Annotated in this window: 16 protein-coding genes; 9 read left to right on the plus strand and 7 right to left on the minus strand. The window is 42.1% G+C overall.

What is annotated here, in order from left to right:
- Window positions 1–188 precede the first annotated feature (188 nt).
- Window positions 189–2,204: a DNA helicase Rep gene (rep, locus tag J8Z24_RS01315; RefSeq protein WP_176033302.1), complete on the plus strand. Its 2,016-nt coding sequence runs from the start codon at window positions 189–191 to the stop codon at window positions 2,202–2,204.
- On the opposite strand, the gene J8Z24_RS01320 is transcribed toward rep, so the two are convergent.
- From J8Z24_RS01320 to elbB, 3 genes are all read right to left on the minus strand, one after another.
- The gene (locus J8Z24_RS01320) at window positions 2,190–4,760 is read right to left on the minus strand and encodes a bifunctional diguanylate cyclase/phosphodiesterase (RefSeq protein WP_252095139.1); all 2,571 of its coding nucleotides are present in this window, start codon (window positions 4,758–4,760) and stop codon (window positions 2,190–2,192) included. The two genes, rep and J8Z24_RS01320, sit on opposite strands and share 15 nt — an antisense overlap.
- Before the next feature lie 349 nt (window positions 4,761–5,109).
- On the minus strand, window positions 5,110–5,502 hold the full coding sequence (locus J8Z24_RS01325) for a c-type cytochrome (protein WP_252095140.1): 393 nt from the start codon (window positions 5,500–5,502) through the stop codon (window positions 5,110–5,112).
- A 282-nt stretch (window positions 5,503–5,784) separates the two neighbouring features.
- Window positions 5,785–6,435, minus strand: coding sequence for an isoprenoid biosynthesis glyoxalase ElbB (elbB, locus tag J8Z24_RS01330; protein ID WP_147391116.1), 651 nt, complete (start codon window positions 6,433–6,435; stop codon window positions 5,785–5,787).
- Window positions 6,436–6,867: 432 nt separating this feature from the next.
- On the opposite strand from elbB, the gene polA reads away from it, so the two are divergent.
- The 3 genes from polA to J8Z24_RS01345 all read left to right on the plus strand — a co-directional run bounded on the left by polA (window position 6,868) and on the right by J8Z24_RS01345 (window position 11,384).
- A complete protein-coding gene (polA, locus tag J8Z24_RS01335) occupies window positions 6,868–9,624 on the plus strand; it encodes a DNA polymerase I (RefSeq protein WP_252095141.1) in 2,757 nt (918 codons plus the stop codon).
- 673 nt (window positions 9,625–10,297) lie between these two features.
- Window positions 10,298–10,867 carry a YceI family protein gene (locus J8Z24_RS01340; protein ID WP_128730791.1) on the plus strand — a complete coding sequence of 190 codons (570 nt, stop codon included), beginning with the start codon at window positions 10,298–10,300 and terminating at the stop codon, window positions 10,865–10,867.
- Window positions 10,854–11,384, plus strand: a complete 531-nt coding sequence (locus J8Z24_RS01345; RefSeq protein ID WP_147391118.1) for a DUF1285 domain-containing protein — start codon at window positions 10,854–10,856, stop codon at window positions 11,382–11,384. Before J8Z24_RS01340 ends, J8Z24_RS01345 begins: the two co-directional genes overlap by 14 nt.
- A 28-nt stretch (window positions 11,385–11,412) precedes the next feature.
- On the opposite strand, the gene yihA is transcribed toward J8Z24_RS01345, so the two are convergent.
- Window positions 11,413–12,048 carry a ribosome biogenesis GTP-binding protein YihA/YsxC gene (gene yihA, locus J8Z24_RS01350; RefSeq protein ID WP_252095142.1) on the minus strand — a complete coding sequence of 212 codons (636 nt, stop codon included), beginning with the start codon at window positions 12,046–12,048 and terminating at the stop codon, window positions 11,413–11,415.
- A gap of 457 nt (window positions 12,049–12,505) precedes the next feature.
- Between yihA and J8Z24_RS01355 the strand changes: the two genes are divergently transcribed.
- The 4 genes from J8Z24_RS01355 to J8Z24_RS01370 all read left to right on the plus strand — a co-directional run bounded on the left by J8Z24_RS01355 (window position 12,506) and on the right by J8Z24_RS01370 (window position 15,551).
- Window positions 12,506–13,138 (plus strand): c-type cytochrome, encoded by a 633-nt coding sequence (locus J8Z24_RS01355; protein WP_125251517.1) that lies wholly within the window; start codon window positions 12,506–12,508, stop codon window positions 13,136–13,138.
- A 632-nt stretch (window positions 13,139–13,770) separates the two neighbouring features.
- The gene (locus J8Z24_RS01360) at window positions 13,771–14,442 is read left to right on the plus strand and encodes a methyltransferase domain-containing protein (RefSeq protein WP_252095143.1); all 672 of its coding nucleotides are present in this window, start codon (window positions 13,771–13,773) and stop codon (window positions 14,440–14,442) included.
- 6 nt (window positions 14,443–14,448) lie between these two features.
- Window positions 14,449–15,036: a Der GTPase-activating protein YihI gene (gene yihI, locus J8Z24_RS01365; RefSeq protein ID WP_252095144.1), complete on the plus strand. Its 588-nt coding sequence runs from the start codon at window positions 14,449–14,451 to the stop codon at window positions 15,034–15,036.
- Entirely contained in the window at window positions 15,036–15,551 is a 516-nt protein-coding gene (locus J8Z24_RS01370) for a DUF2489 domain-containing protein (protein ID WP_252095145.1), read from the plus strand. The genes yihI and J8Z24_RS01370 overlap by 1 nt, the downstream gene beginning before the upstream one ends.
- Window positions 15,552–15,860: 309 nt before the next feature.
- On the opposite strand, the gene J8Z24_RS01375 is transcribed toward J8Z24_RS01370, so the two are convergent.
- Complete coding sequence (locus tag J8Z24_RS01375; protein ID WP_125251521.1) at window positions 15,861–16,553, minus strand: 4'-phosphopantetheinyl transferase family protein; 693 nt, start codon at window positions 16,551–16,553, stop codon at window positions 15,861–15,863.
- A gap of 445 nt (window positions 16,554–16,998) precedes the next feature.
- Window positions 16,999–17,565 carry an NADPH-dependent FMN reductase gene (locus J8Z24_RS01380; protein ID WP_125251522.1) on the minus strand — a complete coding sequence of 189 codons (567 nt, stop codon included), beginning with the start codon at window positions 17,563–17,565 and terminating at the stop codon, window positions 16,999–17,001.
- A 107-nt stretch (window positions 17,566–17,672) separates the two neighbouring features.
- Here J8Z24_RS01380 and J8Z24_RS01385 point away from each other — a divergent pair, with 107 nt between their 5' ends.
- Entirely contained in the window at window positions 17,673–18,554 is an 882-nt protein-coding gene (locus J8Z24_RS01385; RefSeq protein ID WP_176033297.1) for a LysR family transcriptional regulator, read from the plus strand.
- Window positions 18,555–18,770: 216 nt separating this feature from the next.
- On the opposite strand, the gene J8Z24_RS01390 is transcribed toward J8Z24_RS01385, so the two are convergent.
- Window positions 18,771–20,375: a S41 family peptidase gene (locus J8Z24_RS01390; RefSeq protein WP_252095146.1), complete on the minus strand. Its 1,605-nt coding sequence runs from the start codon at window positions 20,373–20,375 to the stop codon at window positions 18,771–18,773.
- Between the last annotated feature and the right edge of the window lie 59 nt (window positions 20,376–20,434).

Genomic DNA, 20,434 nt, shown 5'->3' on the forward strand with positions numbered 1-20,434 from the left:
ACCTTAGCTTGCGAGTCAGTATACATGTACCATCTTACCTTATGCACGAGAGGTCGAAAAGGTTCGCTTCATAGTTTTACATTGATACGGTAAACTAGCGCGCTTAGTTTATAAGAATTCCTCAACCCCTCTGCACTCAAAGTTGTAACCAAAAGTGCGTCAAGCGAGAAGATAACCGGATTAGTTGCATGAAGCTCAACCCAAAACAAGACGAAGCAGTAAAGTATATTAGTGGCCCATGCCTTGTGTTAGCGGGGGCAGGCTCTGGTAAAACCCGTGTTATTACCAATAAAATTGCCTACTTAGTACAACAGTGTGAATACAAAGCGAGAAATATCGCTGCGGTCACCTTTACCAACAAAGCCGCCAAAGAAATGCGTGAACGTGTAGCGCAAACATTAGGCAAACAAGAAGCTAAAGGGCTGTGGGTTTCGACTTTTCATACATTGGGTCTGGAGATCATCAAAAAAGAGGTTAAAACCTTAGGCTACAAGCCAGGCTTTTCTTTGTTTGATGATCAAGATACCAACCAGTTGTTAAGTGAACTGACTGAAAAAGAGCTGGAGCGTGACAAAGATCTGCTTAACTTGCTAAAAATGCAAATTGGTAATTGGAAAAATGAACTGATCTTACCCGAACGTGCTATTCGAGAAGCTCGAGAGCCTCAAAAAGCGCTGTTCGCTCAGTTGTATGCCCGTTACCAGACTCAGCTTCGTGCATATAACGCACTAGACTTTGACGATCTCATCATGATCCCAACATTGCTGCTGAATCAGTCGGTTGATGTTAGAGAGCGTTGGCAGCAGCGTTTTCGTTATTTATTAGTCGACGAATATCAGGATACCAATACCAGCCAATATCAGCTGGTAAAGCGCTTAGTGGGGGAGCGTGCTCGCTTCACTGTGGTAGGTGATGATGACCAATCGATTTACTCATGGCGTGGTGCTAAACCACAAAACCTAGTACTACTAAGTAAAGATTTTCCTGGTTTAAGGCTGATTAAATTAGAACAAAACTACCGTAGTGCTGGACGGATCTTAAAAGCAGCTAATATTCTAATCGCGAATAACCCACACGAGTTTGATAAGCAACTATTTAGTGAACTAGGGTACGGTGATCCTATTCGGGTGATTGCTACCCGTGACGAAGAGCACGAAGCTGAGCGAGTAGTAGCTGAAATTATTTCGCATAAATTTATGAAGCGCACGAGCTATCGGGACTATGCTTTGCTTTATCGCGGAAACCACCAAGCTCGGGTATTTGAGAAAGCTTTAATGACCAACCGTATCCCTTATAAAATCAGTGGTGGTATGTCGTTTTTTGCTCGCAGTGAAATCAAAGACATCATGGCATATTTACGATTCTTGGTAAATCAAGATGATGACAATGCGTTTTTGCGTATAGTTAATACACCAAGACGTGAGATTGGCCCGGTGACTTTAGAAAAGCTTGGCAGTTTTGCCAATGAACGTCATATTAGTTTATTTGAAGCATGCTTTGAGTCTGAACTTTTAGAGCGTATGACGGGACGAGGGCTAAAGGCCTTAATGGGATTTGCTCGTTGGGTAGTTGAGCTTTCTGATAGAGCCACTCGGGGCGATACTTTGGAAGCCGTTAAAGATATGATCCGAGAAATCAACTACGAGGCTTATCTATACGAATCATCCCCAAGTGCTAAAGCGGCAGAGATGAGGATGAAAAATGTCTCGGAATTATATCGCTGGATCAGTGATATGCTAACAGGGGATGCAGATAATCCGGCGATGACCTTGCCAGAGGTTGTTAGTAAACTGACGCTGAGGGATATGCTTGAGCGCAATGAGGAAGAGGATGATTCTGATGCCGTGCAGCTGTTAACGTTACATGCTTCTAAAGGATTAGAATACCCACACGTGTTTATGGTTGGCATGGAAGAAGGCCTGTTACCTCATCAAACTAGTATCGATGAAGACAATGTTGAAGAAGAAAGGCGTTTGGCTTATGTAGGGATCACTCGTGCTCAGCAAACGTTAACGTTGACTTATACAAAAAGTCGCCGTCAATTTGGTGAGCAGATCACTCCTGAGTTGAGCCGCTTTGTGCAAGAGTTACCTCAAGACGATCTGCAAATTGAAGGTAAAAAGCCTGTGGCGACACAGGCAGAACGAATGGAAAAAGGAAAATCTAACGTGGCGAATCTACGCGCTATGTTAAGAAGGGATTGATTCGTTATCAAAAGTGGGGATAAAGGCGCATGTTTCTTGCCCTTTATCTAAAGCTTGTTGCTTGCCAAAAAACAGCTGCAAGCCATGCTTTTCTAACAAACTTCTGAAATTTAATATTGCAGGTCCGCGAGCAATGACTTTAATGCCTTTTACTTGGGTAACGGCCAAAATGCCCTGCAATTGAACCTCATAGCTCGTTTGCTGAAGTACACGTTTACTAAAGGTAGAGCTAAGTAGAACATAGGTAAAGTCAATTTGGCTGATCAGGGTAAGATCGCAACGATCTTTGCCAAAGTTATTTAACCCGATAGGGATCCCCATTTCAGCCAACGACTTTAAGTTTAAAATTTGCTGACTAGAAGCAAAACGAATTTCACTTTCTTCAAACAATAAGCAAAGTGCGTTACCTTCAGTGACTAACTGTTGCTTTAGTACATCAAAATGGTTGTTTTCCAACAACATGGTTGAACAGTTAAATAAAATGTCGTCATTCCGACAAGCCGCAACATCTTGAGCTTTTTTAAGTAATTGCAATTCGATCTCAAGGTGTTGGGGTTTTTCAGCTGCAAACTTCTTTAGAATATCAAAGCTTGTGCTACCTAGTACTGGGTGTTCACCAAAAGCCTCGATAAATCCGATGGGCTCTGCACTGTCAGACCAGTTGACTATCTCGGTATAGCGAAAATGTGTTGGTAGCTTATCAAGGTGGTGCTGATCATGTTGTTTCTGAGCGCTAGAGCTGGCACTGAGTAGCGGATGATAAAACTCGTAGCGGCCACGACCGGCATTCTTTGCGTAATACATTGCAGCATCTGCATCTCGAATAATTTCATCGGTATTGCGATATAGCTTGTTACTATACGTTATGCCGATACTTGCACCGCTTTGCATACATACGCCTTTGAGGCAAAATGGTTGTTGCATTACCTTGATTATCCGTTTCGCCACGTCTTCTGCTTGTTGGCGATCGGTTAGATGATCAAGTAAAACCACAAATTCATCACCAGCTAGTCTGGCTAGCAAATCATGTTCACGAATACACTCTGAGAATGATTGTGATACCCAAACCAAAAACTGATCGCCAGCCTGATGACCAAGTTCATCATTAATATCTTTAAACTTGTCTAAATCAATAAACAGCACAGCAAAGTTATCTTCAGGATAGCGGTGATGTTTCTTCAATGTTTTTTCAAGTTGGGTTAAAAATAGGCTGCGGTTTGGTAGACCGGTAAGTGAGTCGTGGTGGGCGTCGTGATATAGCTGCTGCTCTATTTTTTTGCGCTCTTCCATTTGCATTTGTAAATGCAAATTCGTTTGCTGTAATTCTTTGGTCTTCTCTGCAACGCGATGTTCGAGTTGCTGGTGACTGATCTTTAATGCCTGATTTGCTAAATGAGTCTGTAATACCGATGCAATCTGATTTGATACAAACGAAATTAGCTCAACATCGTCATAGTCAAATTCATATTTATGATCATACGCTTGGCATGCTATTAAGCCAATAACGCCAGTGGCGGTTTTTAATGGAGCACCGAGCCAACTTGTCGCGGCTAAATTATGGTTGTATCCCGCTGGTCGCTCTACAATCCCCTCCATCGCGAGAGCTTTGGCTCGAGTGCAGTCGATCAGTTGACTTTGCTCCGTGCGAATAACCAGCTCGCTATATCCTTTTGCAAAAGATCTGGTTTTATAGCGAGTTTTTTCATCAACACTATAGGGGAAGGTTAGCCATTGTTCTTCTTTATTATAAAGCGCGATATACAAGTTATCGGCAAAGGTAATTGACCGGATAATGTCATGAACCTGTTTATAAACATCATCGATATCAGAAAACTGAGTTGCCAGTTCTGATATTTGAAACAAGATCTGCTGCCTTTCTAGCGCACGTTTACGATTATCAATTTCCTTGTTCAGCGCTTCATTGCTTTGCATTAACGCGCGAGTGCGTATCTTAACTTCTGACTCGAGTAATTCGCGTTTTTTGACTCTCTCGATTGCAGTCGCTAGGTATAGCGACATCACTTCAAGCAGCTCAACTTGATGCTCACTGTATGACTGCTCAGCCTCATAGCTTTGTGACACCATGACACCAATAATCGCGCCATCGCGATATATTGGCACCCCTACCCAATGTTCTGCTTGGCTACCAAGGATTTTGAACTCACCAGCTTTTGCTCGCGACAACATCTCTTCTTTGGTGAGGTAAACTGTTTTGCCAGTTTTAAAAACATGACCTGTAACGCCATCTTTGAAGTGATGTGCCTCATGTAAGGGAATAGCCACAGCATCTTTTTCATCTACAAAGTAAGAAAGTTCAAGTGCTTGTGTAAAGCGGTTTTGTAATACCACATAGAAGCTCTTGCCTGGTAGATATTGAGAAAGAATATTATGAATTGCGGGGTACAACAGGGTTAACTCAGCAACAGTACTTGCCTGTTCTGATAATTGAATTAATGTGTATTGAAGTTGAGACTTTCTTTTATATTTTTCTAGTAAAGACTCTAATCTTGCGGCTCGTCGAGATAGTCTCTTAACCTGTTGTTGTGGCTCTTCCAATGATGAAAACCGGTTCTTATTTTTGTTTAATTATTGAGCTTAATAATTTCACTTTTAACCTAAGTGGTCAAGTGCAATTTTCTCATTCCTACAAGCTTGTTTTGTGGCTTGATCTGTCATACCAATTAGAATTAATACTTGCTCAATTTGAAGGAGTAAATCTGACGCTAACTGCGTTAAAAATTTCTTGTTTAGAACAAATAAATAGTAAGCCTTTCATGCCTTAAAATAGACCGCTTAATTAAGATAATTGGTATAAATTGTCATGATATTTTAGAGAAAAAGTGCAGCGATAAAGGCTGCACTTTTTAATGTATTTTTGGTTACCATGACAGCAACGAGCTAATACCTAGTTTTTTGTCATGAACTTGATAGCTGCTGCGATTTCATCATCAGAACAGTCCATACAAGTACCACGAGGTGGCATTGCATTAAACCCATTAATCGCATGGTCTAGTAGTACTTCAGAGCCTTTGGCCAGACGTGCAGCCCAGTCATCAGCTGTTTTAGGAGCACCTAGCGCGCCAGTACCGTGACAAGCAAAACAAGAAGCTTGGTAAACTTGTTCGCCTGAGCGAGGGCCAGTTGGTACCGCTGCTGCTGCACTTTCAGCACCAGCTAAATATACTGAACCGATTGGCTGAAGGCGTTGTTTAATCGCTTCTTCAGTTAAAGAATTGTCATATGGTTGCGCAACTGCGGCTGTTGATAGCAATAAAAGTGCTGCTGAAAGTTTTTTCATTTACCTTGCTCACTTCGTTTGAACGTGTTCAATCACGATGATGGATGACGGAATTATTGCGATTATAACGCCACCTGTTCATTTATAAAACGTAAACTTGAGTATAAATGGTTAAAACCATTAATTTATTGCGTTAGGGCAAGCTTTTTGCCCAAATTCGTAGAACCACAGCCAAGTTTTGTGGTTGTCACGAATACGCGTTAAGTAAGATACGCAATTTACCTAAGAATGGATTAGAGCCTGCTAACTTGGATAAGTCTGACAGACTCGTAAATTTCTATATTAAGCCATTTCTACTAACTTTGAGATGGCTTTTTCAATTCCAGAAGCTGCCTCTAGCACCGAGGATGCCAACATATACGCTGGTGTTGATATCACTTTTTCACCTTCATCAACTACGATGTCAGATACTGTACACTCAACATGCTTTGCTCCTAACGTATTAATAGCAGCTGCGGTATCAACATCAGAGCCTATGGTTGCAAGCGTACCTGGTGCATGAATATGTGGGATGAGCGCCGGTGCAATACATAAATATGCTATTGGTTTTTGTTGGCTGTTAAACGCACGACATACGATTTTTATACTTTCTAAAATCGTTGATTCGGCACCTTTAAAAGCGAAATCAGACAGGTTTTTCGCGACACCAAAGCCGCCAGGTATGACAAGTGCATCAAATTCATCTGCATTGAGAGTCTCCAAGTCTGCTATTTCTCCACGCGCGATACGTGCAGCTTCCACTAGTACATTACGACGTTCTTCTTGTGTCTCGCCTGTTAAGTGGTTGATCACATGGAACTGATCAATATTAGGTGCAAAACACTGGTAGCTTGCTCCTACTTTTTCTAGATTAAGTAAGGTTAGTACCGATTCATGGATCTCTGCACCGTCAAATACACCACAGCCACTAAAAATTACTGCTACTTTTTTCATTCATTTCTCCTTCTAACGTCTTGTTGCGCGCGCTATATACATAAAAAGAATTATGGCCTAATTAAAAAATTATAAAGGATCTTCTATGATCTTTGATCATTTGTGGTAGTATACTCCTCCGCTTGAGAAAATCAGGCTATTTTTTGTTCATACGTTCTAAAATGTGTGACCAATAAAATTCTTTATCCACAAATGGCTAAAGATAATAACAACTAAAAAAGCTCTAAAAACGCAAGTAAACCAAAGCCTTAAATCGTACTCTGACTTCAAATTGAAAGTTCTGGAGCAACTTTTCGTGTTTGTCTACAAAGTTATCCACAGGCTCAACTTGCAATATCCAAATGATAGGCTAACGTGAAACTCGTTTTATCTTGTGCCTTGTGGCATCCTTACATTCTACTCTGTAAAAGACTAATTTAGGATCCAATATTTATGTCTCAGATCCCTCAAAACCCTTTGATCTTGGTTGATGGTTCTTCCTATCTGTTCCGTGCTTATCATGCGCCACCGCATTTAACTAACTCAAAAGGTGAGGCGACGGGGGCAATCTATGGCGTGATAAATATGCTCAAGAGTTTACTGAAGCAATATCAGCCTAGTCATATGGTTGTAGTCTTTGACGCAAAAGGGCCAACCTTTCGTAATGAAATGTACAGCGAATACAAGGCACATCGCCCACCTATGCCTGATGATCTCAGAACGCAGATCGAACCAATCCATGAAATTATAAAAGCAATGGGCTTACCACTTGTCAGTATCAGTGGTGTAGAAGCTGACGATGTGATCGGCACCTTCTCTAAAATCGCCTCAGAGCAAAGTCGTCACGTACTAATAAGTACAGGTGATAAAGACATGGCGCAATTGGTTAATGAGCATGTTACTTTGATCAACACGATGACAAACACCATTTTAGATCCCGCAGGCGTGGTGGAAAAGTTTGGCATCGGTCCTGAACTGATCATTGATTATCTCGCGCTGATGGGTGACAAAGTAGATAATATTCCGGGTGTACCTGGAGTGGGTGAAAAGACAGCGCTTGCCATGCTTCAAGGATTAGGGTCGATAGACTCACTGTATGATAATCTAGATAAAATCGCTGGTTTGGGTTTCCGTGGTTCCAAAACCATGGCGAAGAAGCTAGAAGAGCATCAAGCACAACTGAAGCTCTCATACGAATTGGCAACGATTAAGCTTGATTGTGAAGTTGAGCAAGATCTAGAGCAATTTAAAATTGCAGAAATGGACAAAGATCGCCTGATTGAGCTGTATGGTGAGTGTGAATTTAAGCGCTGGCTGGCTGAGTTATTGGATGGTCAACAACAATCAGATATCGTTACCATTGAAGCGGAGGGATCAGCACCAGCGGCAGCCCAAGTAGAAACTCACTACGAAACGATCCTTACAAAAACACAACTTGAGCAGTGGGTTAGCAAACTAAAAGCTGCTGATTTAATCGCTTTTGATACTGAAACGACCAGTGTTAATTATATGCAAGCGGATCTGGTTGGAATGAGTTTTGCTGTTGCACCGGGTGAAGCAGCTTATTTACCCATCCATCATGATTACGTCGGCGCACCAGAGCAACTTACCCAAGAAGCGGTGTTTGAGGTGATGGCGCCATTACTTGCCGATCCCCAGATCAAAAAAGTGGGTCAAAATCTAAAATACGATCAAAGTGTACTTGCCCGTGCAGGGCTTGAGCTAAACGGAATCGCTTTTGATACTATGCTAGAGTCGTACGTGTTTAACAGCGTGGGAACTCGCCACGATATGGACTCATTGGCGCTTAAATATCTGGGTCATAAAACAATTAGCTTTGAAGACATTGCGGGCAAAGGCAAGAATCAACTGACATTTAACCAGATTGAGTTGGAAAAAGCGGCACCTTATGCAGCAGAAGATGCTGACATTACGCTTAGGTTACATCAACACCTTTGGCCATTAATTGAGAAAGAAAATAGTCTAAAACAGGTCTTCACAGAGATTGAATTGCCGCTATTAAGCGTGTTGTCTCGAATTGAGCGCACAGGGGTACACATTGATGGTGATATGCTTGCAAAACAAAGTGTTGAGATAGAGAAGCGTTTAGGAGAGTTGGAACAGCAAGCTTTTGAAATTGCAGGTGAGGAATTCAACCTCAGTTCGACCAAACAACTGCAGGCAATATTGTTCGACAAGCTTGAGCTACCGGTGATCAAGAAAACTCCAAAGGGTGCGCCGTCAACAGCGGAAGAGGTGCTGCAAGAGTTAGCGCATGACTACCCATTGCCTAAGCTTATCATCGAGCACCGCGGTTTATCGAAGTTGAAGTCTACTTACACTGATAAATTACCGAAGTTAGTGAATGCTGATACTGGTCGTGTACATACTTCATATCATCAGGCTGTAACGGCGACAGGACGTTTAAGTTCAAGTGATCCGAATTTACAAAACATTCCAATTCGCAATGAAGCTGGTCGTCGTATTCGCCAAGCATTTGTTGCAGATACCAACAAACAAATTGTTGCAGCAGACTACAGCCAGATTGAGCTTAGGATCATGGCGCACTTATCTCAAGACAAGGGGCTACTTAGCGCTTTTGCAGAAGGAAAAGATGTGCACAGTGCTACAGCTTCAGAGGTGTTTTCTGTGCCGCTTGAAGAAGTGACATCAGATATGCGTCGAAAAGCTAAAGCGGTTAACTTTGGTTTGATTTATGGCATGAGTGCCTTTGGTCTTTCGCGACAACTCGATATTCCAAGAAACGAAGCACAGCATTATATGGATACTTACTTTGAGCGTTTCCCTGGAGTGCTGGAATATATGGAACGTACAAGGGAAGAAGCGGCCGAGAAAGGGTATGTTGAGACTTTATTTGGCCGACGCTTGTATTTACCCGATATAAAAGCGCGTAATGGTGCTCGCAGAAAGGCTGCTGAACGTGCTGCGATTAATGCTCCTATGCAAGGTACTGCTGCTGACATTATTAAAAAGGCCATGATTAAAGTGGATGAGTGGCTGCAAACGCGCAGCCGTGACGACATTCAATTATTGATGCAAGTGCATGATGAATTGGTGTTTGAAGTCCATAGCGATAAAGTGGCAGAGTACAGTGAAAAGATCTGTGAGTTAATGAGTGCTGCAGCATCACTAGATGTCCCGTTACTGGTAGAAGCTGACAGTGGTGATAATTGGGAACAGGCACACTAACTAGAAATCGGGATAATAGCCTATTCTCTAGCAGCTGTTATCCTGGGCTATTGACGCACAAGTTTGCCGTGTATTAAGCAATAATCTCTGGCTAGCTTGATATTGCGCCTGTTGAGCTTAGGTGACTTAGCGGATTAACTCACTGCTTAACACGAGAGGCAAAGCCGCAAACTTTAATGTATTAGCGCCGTATCATCTTTCTAGGTGATACGGTTTTTTTGTGGATGACTTAACTTATGTGTGCAAGTAAACACTAGCGGTATAGCGTCTTAAATTTGTAGCTTCTGTTAATCTTCAGTAACAAAAAAAAACTTAACGTTGAAAGTTTATCAAATTGGCTTAAGTTTTGCTTTTTGGTGTTTATTTCTGGACATCTATTTGTTAGAGTTCGCGCCGTCCTCATCCTGTAGGACATCCTGTTGATGATGTATCTCTCGTAAGAGGATACAGTGTATTGATAGCTTCTCCCCAGATTGCTATAGCGGCTCGTTATTTTGACGAGCCGTCTTTTTCTCTGCTTTAGTGTCTTCCAATTATCGTCTCAATTTCCTTTTCAGCAATAGTCTGCAACTAGGTATTAAAACCCTTAGCGAGAAGGGCTTTATTTAATTTTAACTGCGTTTTACACTGGGTGCACAAACGTTATGTTCTCTCAATTAATAAGGAAGTCGTCATGCTTAAATACCTACTGTTAGGTAGTGCACTTTTTTCTGCTCAGTCTTTTGCGTCTTGGCAGCTTGATCAACAACATAGTAATGTCAGCTTTGTTTCTGTGAAACAGACACATATTGCGGAAGTACATCATTTTAAGAAAATAGCAGGCTCGCTATCTAAGCAAGGTGAACTTGAGATCAACATTGATCTTGCCAGTGTAGAAACCATGATCCCCATCCGTAACGAGCGGATGCAAACCATGTTATTCAATGTTGCGGATCATCCACACGCGAAGATAACGGCCAATGTCTCTAAATCACTTAGTAATTTAGTTATGGGGCCTCAGACAATCACTGGAGTTAATGCTGCGCTAACGCTTCATGGTCAAACTCAAGAGATCACCCTAGACTTGCTCGTGACTAAAAATGCTGACGGTTTAGTCGTTACTCCAGTAAACGTGGTTGTACTTGACGCAACACAGTTCGGTTTTAGTGCGGGGATCGAAGCGCTCACCAAGATCGCTGGGTTAAAAACGATTTCCACCAGTGTGCCTATCACCTTTAATTTAGTTTTTGATGAACAAAATTGATGAATTAATTGCACAGTATGTGACAGCCCATGCGCCGACAGAAAGCTGGTCGGCACCTTCGTGTGGCTTTTCCGAGATAGTGATTGATACGGATGGACGCTGGTTTCATCAAAAAAGTGAGATAAAAAGAGCATCGCTCGTTGCGTTATTCGCGAGTGTATTAAGCTATGATGGAACACATTATTGGCTAAAAACTCCGGCAGAAAGCTGCATTGTGAAGGTGATGGCACATCCTTTTGTGATTGAGCAGTGGTACTTTTGTGAACATGCTTCAAGCTTGTCACTTGCTCCGTGCATCATTGCTGTGGACAACATAGGACGTGAATGGCCGATTAGTAGTATGTTTCCACTGGCGCTAGAACGAGCAAATGGCGTTGATATTCCCTTTTTGCGGCTCAATTACGGATTAACTGCTAGAGTGTCACGAAATGTCTACTACCAGTGGGTGGAGATATTGCAAGAAGATAAAAATGGATTTTATCTAATGTCGGCAAAGACGCGCTTCTATCTTGGATAGGCGCGCCTCTATTTCGTCATGGCGCTTTTTACTCTGTAGCTTCAGTCTTGTCTTTAACAAAAGGGCCCAGGTACCATTCGTCTAATTTCCAAGCCAGCTCATTCAAGCCGATACCTTTCAAAGACGAAAACGCATGTACCGTTATGTCGCCATTTAGCTCTGCTAAGGCACGGCGAACTTGAAGCACTTCAGCTTTGCGCTTACCTTGTTTTAGCTTATCCGCTTTGGTCAGTAGCGCAAGCACGGGTATATTGCTACTAATTGCCCAATTGATAAGATCCATATCAAGATCTTTCAGCGGGTGGCGAATATCCATTAGCACCACAATCCCTTTTAAGCATTTACGACGCTGTAGGTATTCACCCAGTGCTTTTTGCCACTTCTTTTTCATTTCTAGTGGTACTTTGGCAAAGCCATAGCCAGGCAAATCGATAAGACGCTGATCCTCGCTCAAAGAAAAGGTATTAATAAGCTGGGTACGGCCGGGGGTTTTACTCGTTCTAGCAAGCTTTTGATCGGTTAATGTATTGAGAGCACTTGATTTACCTGCATTAGAACGACCCGCAAAAGCCACTTCAATTCCAGTATCCGGTGGTAGTTTACTGATATCTGGGGCACTGGTAATAAACTGTGCCTGATTATATTTCACGCGAGATTTTAGCACGCTGACTCCTAACTGATTAAACTTTCGCGGATTGAATTGCGTATTTTATAACAGTATGGCTGAAACCAAAAGCGTTACGCTAACAGTTATGTGTGCTGCTTTTTGAGCGTAAGGCGGGGATTGATGCGCCATTATTAATTAATCTAGGTCAAATCCCTGTAAATTATAAGCTTAATATGGGCAGAAAACGTGCCAGAGAAAGTAATATCGTGTAGAATGTAGAAATTGCAATGTCAATCTAAAGAGTATACCCATCAGTAGTCACTACTGAACGAGGCATATTTGGGTGGATCGGTGCTGTTTGGCGTTATTATTGCTGAGTACTGCATGTAAGATTCATCTGATTAAGATAACAACCTAATTTTAGTACTGATTGGTATTATTTACCCAAGCGATAAAGAGAGCGACTTTAGTTCGCATGGGTGCAAATTACAGGGTCGGAAACAGAGAATTTACCATGAAAAAAATAGCATTAACTTTAACAATGTTGCTTGGTACGTTGTCAGCAAGCAACGCATCGGCATTCGATGGTGACGCAGAAGCAGGTAAGGCGAAATCTGCAACGTGTGCAGCATGTCACGGTCCAGATGGCAACGCCCCTGTGACTATGTATCCAAAAATCGCAGGACAGCATGCTGATTATATTTACAAGCAACTGCAAGAGTTTAAGCTAGGAATGACCTCAGGTGGTAAAGAAGGGCGTATGGATCCGGTAATGAGTGGTATGGCTATGCCTCTTTCAGATCAAGATATGAAAGACTTAGCTGCGTATTTCTCTACCTTATCTATGTCTGCTGGTACAACACCTGAAGATGTGGTTGCTGTTGGTCAGCAATTATATAAAGCGGGTGATGCTGAAAGAGGGATCCCTTCTTGTGCAGCATGTCATGGTCCTCGAGGCAATGGTACATCATTGGCTAAATTTCCTAAGATATCTTTCCAGCATCCTGAGTACATCAAAGCCCAGCTTGAAAAGTTCCGCGACGGTACTCGCAATAACGATATGAACGGCATGATGCGTGACATCGCGAAAAAGCTTACTGACAAAGATATTGAAGTACTATCTAAATATTTAGGTGGACTACACTAAAGTCGTATATTGAGTTTATGGCGCTCGCTGTAAACTCCTACTATTGAAAAAAGGGCAGCACACGCTGCCTTTTTTTATATCCTAAAATGTGAGACATATCTCACTTTTTCTGTGAGATATTGTCTTTGCTTAATTGTAAGTTTTAGCTTAATTTTAAGCTTTGGTTCATTGTAAGTTAATGTAATCAATATGATTTCTGTTTGATTAAAAAATTTAAGGTAAGAAATTTGTTATTGAACAGTTGTAACTCAGGCTCAGGAGCGTAAATTATTCGTTGTCGCCAAGCAATACAAAAAAAGGGACAATGCGATACGGAAGCGTAGGTGGCAATATTTAGTATCTAGATTGATACAAAGGACTATCAAGAAAGCGTTAGGAAGACCGAGAATAAGAAATTCATGGAAGTCTCATAACAATAACAATATGGAAATGTCACGGAAGTCTAAAATAAAAACAATACGGACGACAATAAAATAATAAGAATAATAAGGCTTAAAAGTCGAAGGGAGAAGTGTCCAGTTGTGACGCTCAGATTAGTAGGCGGTAGAGAGTAATCTCTGCCGCCTTTTTATTTGGTTGCTTTTCGCTTACCTGATACAATAGCCTTCTTATTAAGCAATTATTGTTAACCATTGCAAGATTCAACTCTGATAAGTTGTGGCCTATGTCTAGGTGAGCAGCTTGAAACCTATCACCAAGACAAACATAGACTATATTGGCAATGTCAGTGCTGCCATCTGGTTATGGCGGATCCAAATTCAAGGCTAACACCAGCGCAAGAAAAAGCGATTTATGATAGTCATGAGAATGATTTGGAAGATGCAGGCTATCGCCGCTTTTTAACTCGGGTTTCTGAACCGCTAATAGCTCGCCTATCGAAGCCAAGTTTAGGGTTAGATTTTGGTTGTGGGCCTGGCCCCTTGCTTGCAAAAATGTTGGAAGAGGCAGGACATCAAGTTTCATTGTTTGACTTGTACTACGCCAATATTCCCGAGGTGCTAAAACAACAGTATGATTTTATTGTTAGCACCGAAGTGGTTGAGCACCTTGCCAAACCAAGACAGGTACTACAGCAATTATTAGCACTGCTAGATTGCGGGCAACCGCTCGTATTAATGACTAAACTTGTAATAGATAAATCGCGCTTTGCTAATTGGCATTATAAGAATGACTTAACACATATTTCGTTTTTTAGTCAGAAAACCTTTGCGTATTTTGCTGCGCAGCAAGATTGTGATTTAGAATTTATAGGGAATGATGTCATCATTCTCACCAAGCGTAATACACGCCAGAATTTTGAGTAATTGATTATGACCAGAAAGAAAAAGACACGTAAAATTGCGACCAATGGTACACCTAGGTTAAGTAAAGAAAAGCTTCAAGAATTACGCGCAATAAAAGAGATGCGTAATAAAAAAACGAAAGGTAAAAAGCCTGGCTCAAGAAATGCGCCAGACATATCACCAAAAGCGCAGTCTGAAGTGACAGCAAAAAAAGATCCTCGAGCTGGAAGTAAAAAACCTATTTCTCTGGTTGTTGAGTCGCAACCGGTTAAAGAAAATACACAGCCTGAAATGAAGCGTCATTTACAGCCGCAAGCGCAGTTACATAACGCCGCTGAGGTGCTGACGCCAGAGCAAGAGTTAGAGCAACTTGAAAATGACGAGCGTTTAATGTCGTTGCTTGAGCGCCATGAGCAGGGTGAATTACTCACAGGCAAAGATGCTAAATACTTCAATCGTGGTATTGCACGTCATCAAGAATTATGTGAACTTTTAGGTATTGATGATGAATTTGAAGAAGGTGACATGGAAGAAGATGATCCGTTAGATCAATTTATGAGTAATGACTTAGCAAATGAATGGCTAGATGATGACTTAGAGGAAGATAACAAATAATGAACACTGCATGGATTGTCGCACTTTTTATCGGCGCTGTGATCATTGCTGGTTTGGCATTTTACGCAGGTAAATTGCTATGGCAGTTGAAGGTGCAAAAAGAAAAAATTGCCAAGCATCGTGAAGAAAAAGCGATAGAATTAGAGAAGTCGCGCCAACAGCGCAATAGCAAGATAGCTGATAGCGTAAACCTTATCGCTCGGGCGATGAAAGAGAAACAGTGTGAGTACTCTGAAGGCTGCCTCAGAGTCTGGGTGCTTATCTCTCAATATAGCTTTGATAATGAGGTGGATTTACAGCGAGATTACCCAGGTGTCTATCAGATGTATGAGGAGGTGAAGGAAATGCCGACTCATGACGCACGTAAGAAATACTCTAAAAAAGAAATCTATAAAATGGATAGTCAGCGCTGGCGTGCAGAAGAGCGTTTGGAATCAGAGATTTTGAAAGATTGTGAGAAATTGATCGCGCGTTTTAAAGCTGCGGCAGGCAGTGAAAACGTGGTGTTTCAATAATACCAATTTAACTTAATACTTGTTCAATTTGAAGGAGTCAATCTGACGCTAACCACGTTAAAAATTTCTCATTTAGAACCACTAAATAGCAAAATTTTTGCCTAGTTATCGACAAGATTTTCTCGCTTCAAAATAGACTACTTAATTAAGCAAATTGGTATAACGTAAAACTAGGGTCTGTTGACTCTTGCCATTTGATTTTTGTTCCACTGAGTGCGTTTTGGTCGCAGCGCTCAACTTGCCGCCCAGTAATCTAAGCAAAAGTTGAACATAAAGAATAAACGCCCAGTGGAGCGTTTATTCATTATGTCATGCTGAGGTGATATGGTATTCACACTCGGTCAAAACCAATCCTGTCGTGCATTGATAAAATACTTTGATAGTTTGACCCATGCTCAATTGTGGATGTAAATTTTCCATAAGAGTGAAATACAAGGTATGGGTATCGAATTGACTCAATTTCACTGCATCGAATCCAAAAAATCGATTTACCGTCCCGTAAAGTGCTTTGTAGATGCTCTCTTTAGCTGAAAAGATGACGGTTAACGGGCAATGTACGTGTTTTGCCAGTCCACGAAAGCTCTCGAATTCAGCCGGATGTAAAATTTGTCGTTGTAATTCGATTTCTTGTTTTGGCTTCATGTCTCTTTCAATATCAATACCTAAACCAATGGTATGCGTATTGTTAGTGGCAATAGCAGCAGCAATTCCACGGGTATGGGTGATACTCGCGACTACATTGTTAGGCCAAATTGGGGCGCGGTCAGAGCCGTTCAGTACGGTAAAGTTATCATGACCTAATGCTGTTAAACTCGCTTTCGCGCAGATCCTTCCTGCTAAAAATTCAGCTTTTCTCTTTGCAACTGCTTTCTCTAAAGTATCAGGAAGGAAGATGTTATGTTGCTCAAAAGACTGCTCAGAATAACTATCTGGGTCAAACTGAATACAATGAAAGTGATGTTGCAAAAACGGGGTAAATAGATGGCTGTGATTGCTTTGCAAAGCTAGCTCCTGTTATTCCTGTCCATAATGCCAGTTTGCGAGCTATCTACTTAGCCTAAAGTTGAGAAGAGCTGGCTGATTGCCCTGTAACGTTCACTGTAAATACTGGCGAGCATGTTTAGTGAGATTAATACAGCAGGCGATAAAACCGGCAACCAAAGAGGTGTTCGTTATCGAAACTTAGCGTGATATCAATTTTCTTAATTAAGTGGTCTATTGTGAGGCGAGAAAATCTTGTCGATAACTAGGTAAAGAATTTGCTATTTAGTGGTTCTAAATGAGAAATTTTTAACGTGGTTAGCGTCAGATTGACTCCTTCAAATTGAGCAAGTATTAAGTCAAATTGGTATTATTACCTGTTTGGTTAAAATTGTCATTTGCTTTGGACGCTTAGTGTGCATGAGCTAAACGTCCATAGCAAGATATATGCAAAGCTATCTGTCCGTTATTTTAGTTTACTTGCAACAGATACTAGTTGCAGAGCAAGGTTAGAAACTTTTTCTGCTAGATCTGGGTCTTTAATTTTACCTTGTTCGTCAAAGGTATTAAATGCACTTGGAACCGCGAGCTGATCTGCCAGTACTAGGCTGCCAATTCCTGATAGTACGTCACGAACATGGTTTAAACCACGCAAGCCGCCAAGACCGCCGGGTGATGCGGCGTAAAGTGCAACAACTTTGTTTCTAAACGCAGGCACTGCACCTTGCTCTGTACGCGATGCCCAATCAATTGCGTTTTTGAGCGCGGCGGTAAATGAGCCGTTGTATTCAGGGCTAGCCAATAGGATCCCATCGGCATTACGAAGCTTTTCTTTGAGTAGTTGAACACCTTGTGGCGTACCTTGAGCTTCTAGATCTTCATCAAACATTGGAATATCTAAATCTCGTAATTTTACGACCTCTACCTCGGCACCACTTTCCAGTGCATAATTTGCCGCGGCTTGAATGAGAAGTTGGTTATAGCTGTCTTTTCTTAAACTGCCTGCTAGAGCGATAATTTTAGCTGTAGTCATCTTGCTGATACCTTATTTTGTTTCGTTGAATTTATAGTAGCAAAATTTCACTTGCATAAAAGCTGAATAAACGCAAAGCTTGTGTGCATATATGCACAGAGGTGGTTATGGATAAATTCACAGATTGGCAAGATCTCAAAGTCGCTTACACAGTAGCGAAGCTCGGCACGCTGTCTGCAGCAGCTGAGTATCTGCACATACATCACAGTACAGTACTTAGGCGTATTAATAACTTAGAAAAAGAGTTAGGTACGCGTTTGTTTCACCGTCATGCTCGTGGCTATCAAGTGACACAAACGGGGGAAAAGCTGTTAGCAACGGCGACGATTATCGACGAGCGTTTGATGGAATTGAGTACCTCAATCGTTGCATCAGATAGTCAGCTAAGAGGCAAGCTATTAGTGACGACAGTCAGTGGTTTTATGGATATATTGTCAGAGCCTTGTCTTGCTTTTCAGCAGCAACATCCCCAGGTGCAACTAGAAGTGTTGCTTGATCAAAAGCGTTTGCGGTTAGATCACGGTCAAGCACATGTTGCAGTAAGAGCCGGACCTAAGCCGGATGAACCAGATTACGTGGTGCAACAATTGACTACTTTAGAAGCAGGATTGTACGCGTCCTCCGATTACATTAAGCGTATGGGAATACCGACGACAGTAGATGCACTACGGGAGCATAATTTCGTCTCGGGGGTGAGTGGGTTTAATGCTAGAGTCCCTTATTTTGCTTGGGTCGATGAGCATATTGCAGAGTCTCAAGTCACCTTCAGAGTATCAGAAACTTCAGATGCTACACGGGCAATTGTGAATGGTCTTGGTATTGGCGGTGTTCAGCACAATGTTGCGAGACGCTACCCTGATTTACTGCCGATACTAAAAGAAGAGCTAAGGTGGTGTAGTCAGGTATGGTTAGTCACCCATGTGTTAGTACATCGCACAGCAAAAGTACAAGCGTTATGTGAGGTGTTAAAGCGCCACTTTAACAACTGACAGCTCTTTAGCGCACGCTTTTCTTTTTTGCCTGGATTATTAGGCGGTAAGCCGAGCGCCGCGACCAAACCATATTCAGGGTAAAAAAATCAAACAGGAAAGGTCAACAGACCCCAGCTAGTTTGGCTTTTTATGCTTGCTGAGCAGGAAGCGCAAGTAAGTATATGCTCGCTCGCACTTCCTGTAGACAGTAGCGCAATTAATACAATATGCGGATCACTGTGACTCCTTTGGCTTCAGTAAGATTGCGTTATCGCGTAGAGGGTAATGTGGCAGCGTCACTGCATTACCTGATCTATCTCCTTGTCCATATTGCGTAGGTGCAAGCCTCGGAGCTGATTGGATAGTCTCAGGACATTTACCAGTATCTATATGAGAGAGTGCAGCGGCGAGCAAATCTTCATTTTGACTGCCGAGTGACTCAGAGAAGTCATCAGCCACAATACAACCTGGCACTTGTGACGACAAACCTATCTCACCATTACTGGACGCTCCAGAAGGTGTAAAGCCGTCAGCATAGTCATCAAAACCTTTGGCATTTTCTGAGCCAAACTGAATTGTGTAGTAAACTGTGCCGCAATTTTGTGCTGGTACAAATCCATATGGTTTACCTCTCGTAGTGGTGCCAATGAGAAACACCTCAACATCAATACCACGTAATCCGTTGATCACATTCTCGCTGGCCGATGCTGTGCCTCGGCTTGAGAGGATATACACTCTAGGGAGGGAAACTGTAGGTAAATTGGTCGATGTAAAGGTGTTTTCAGCCCAGTTAATTACTCTGGACTCGAACTCTGTACGTTCTTCTTCTGCGGTACGCTTGTCGTTCAAGGTACTAAACGTAAACGTTTTGTTTAGGCTATTATTCCCAGCAATCATATAACCTAGCTGAGCCGCCATAATTACACGACCCCCGCCGTTGTAACGCATGTCTAGTATTAGGTCATCGATCTGTCTTGTTTTGAATAGGTTGAACGCCTCGATTAGACCATCTTGAGCGGTTGGAATAAACTGATTAAATTGCACATACCCTACTTGCTTACCCGCGTAGTTAATAATTTGAGCATTTTGAATGGGGGATGTTTTGAAATCTACAGAGGTCAAAGTAACCGATTTTTGGTTACCTGCTTGGTCTTCAAATACGAACTCATGCTGTTCACTTTGAGCAGGAGACAGCCCTGCATTGAGTGTGGCACTGTCAGAGCTGGAGATAAAGTCGATTCCATCAATGGATAATACTTTATCGCCTCGTTGAATGCCTGCGGCAGCGGCGGGAGAGTTTGGCTCCACCGCTGCAACGGTAAAGTTGCGTGGCGGTAAAGTAGAGATTACTGCCCAGCGAATACCATAGCCAGTTGTGAACCCAGCTTGCGCTTGCTTTTGGAAGCTGTCGTAAGACTCATAAAAGTGAAATTGATCTTTATCATTACCTGAAGGAGTTTTTTGGTTCGTTTTCAGTTGATCAAAGTAATCAGTAACCGTGTCAAATTGTGCAGGGTCGTTGTCAATGACCTCGTCATACCATAAGTAAGTTTCGTTGGTAAAAGACCGGAGCCACATCTTTTCGTGCATAGCGGTACCAACCTTATCGGGATAAGGTTGGTCGTTGTTGAATTGGTCGGTGCCAGTGCGTGGCGTTGCACAGTAATTAATGAACTGGCTCGAAGGTGAAAATTGGTTAAATGTCCAAATTGGCGGCTCGGTTTGCCCAGTATTATTGCCAGGGTTGTCAGTGCCTAAGGAGTCGCTACCACCGCCTCCGCATGCTGCCAATACTAGGCTTATCACTGTTGATGCGAAAACTAGAGTAATACGTTGCATCGTATTTACGTTCCTGTTTTAGTTGTATAACTAAAAGCTAGCATCGCTTTGCTCATCTA

Origin of the sequence: Pseudoalteromonas sp. SCSIO 43201 (assembly GCF_023716725.1) — a bacterium.
GTDB classification, from domain to species: Bacteria; Pseudomonadota; Gammaproteobacteria; order Enterobacterales; family Alteromonadaceae; genus Pseudoalteromonas; species Pseudoalteromonas peptidolytica.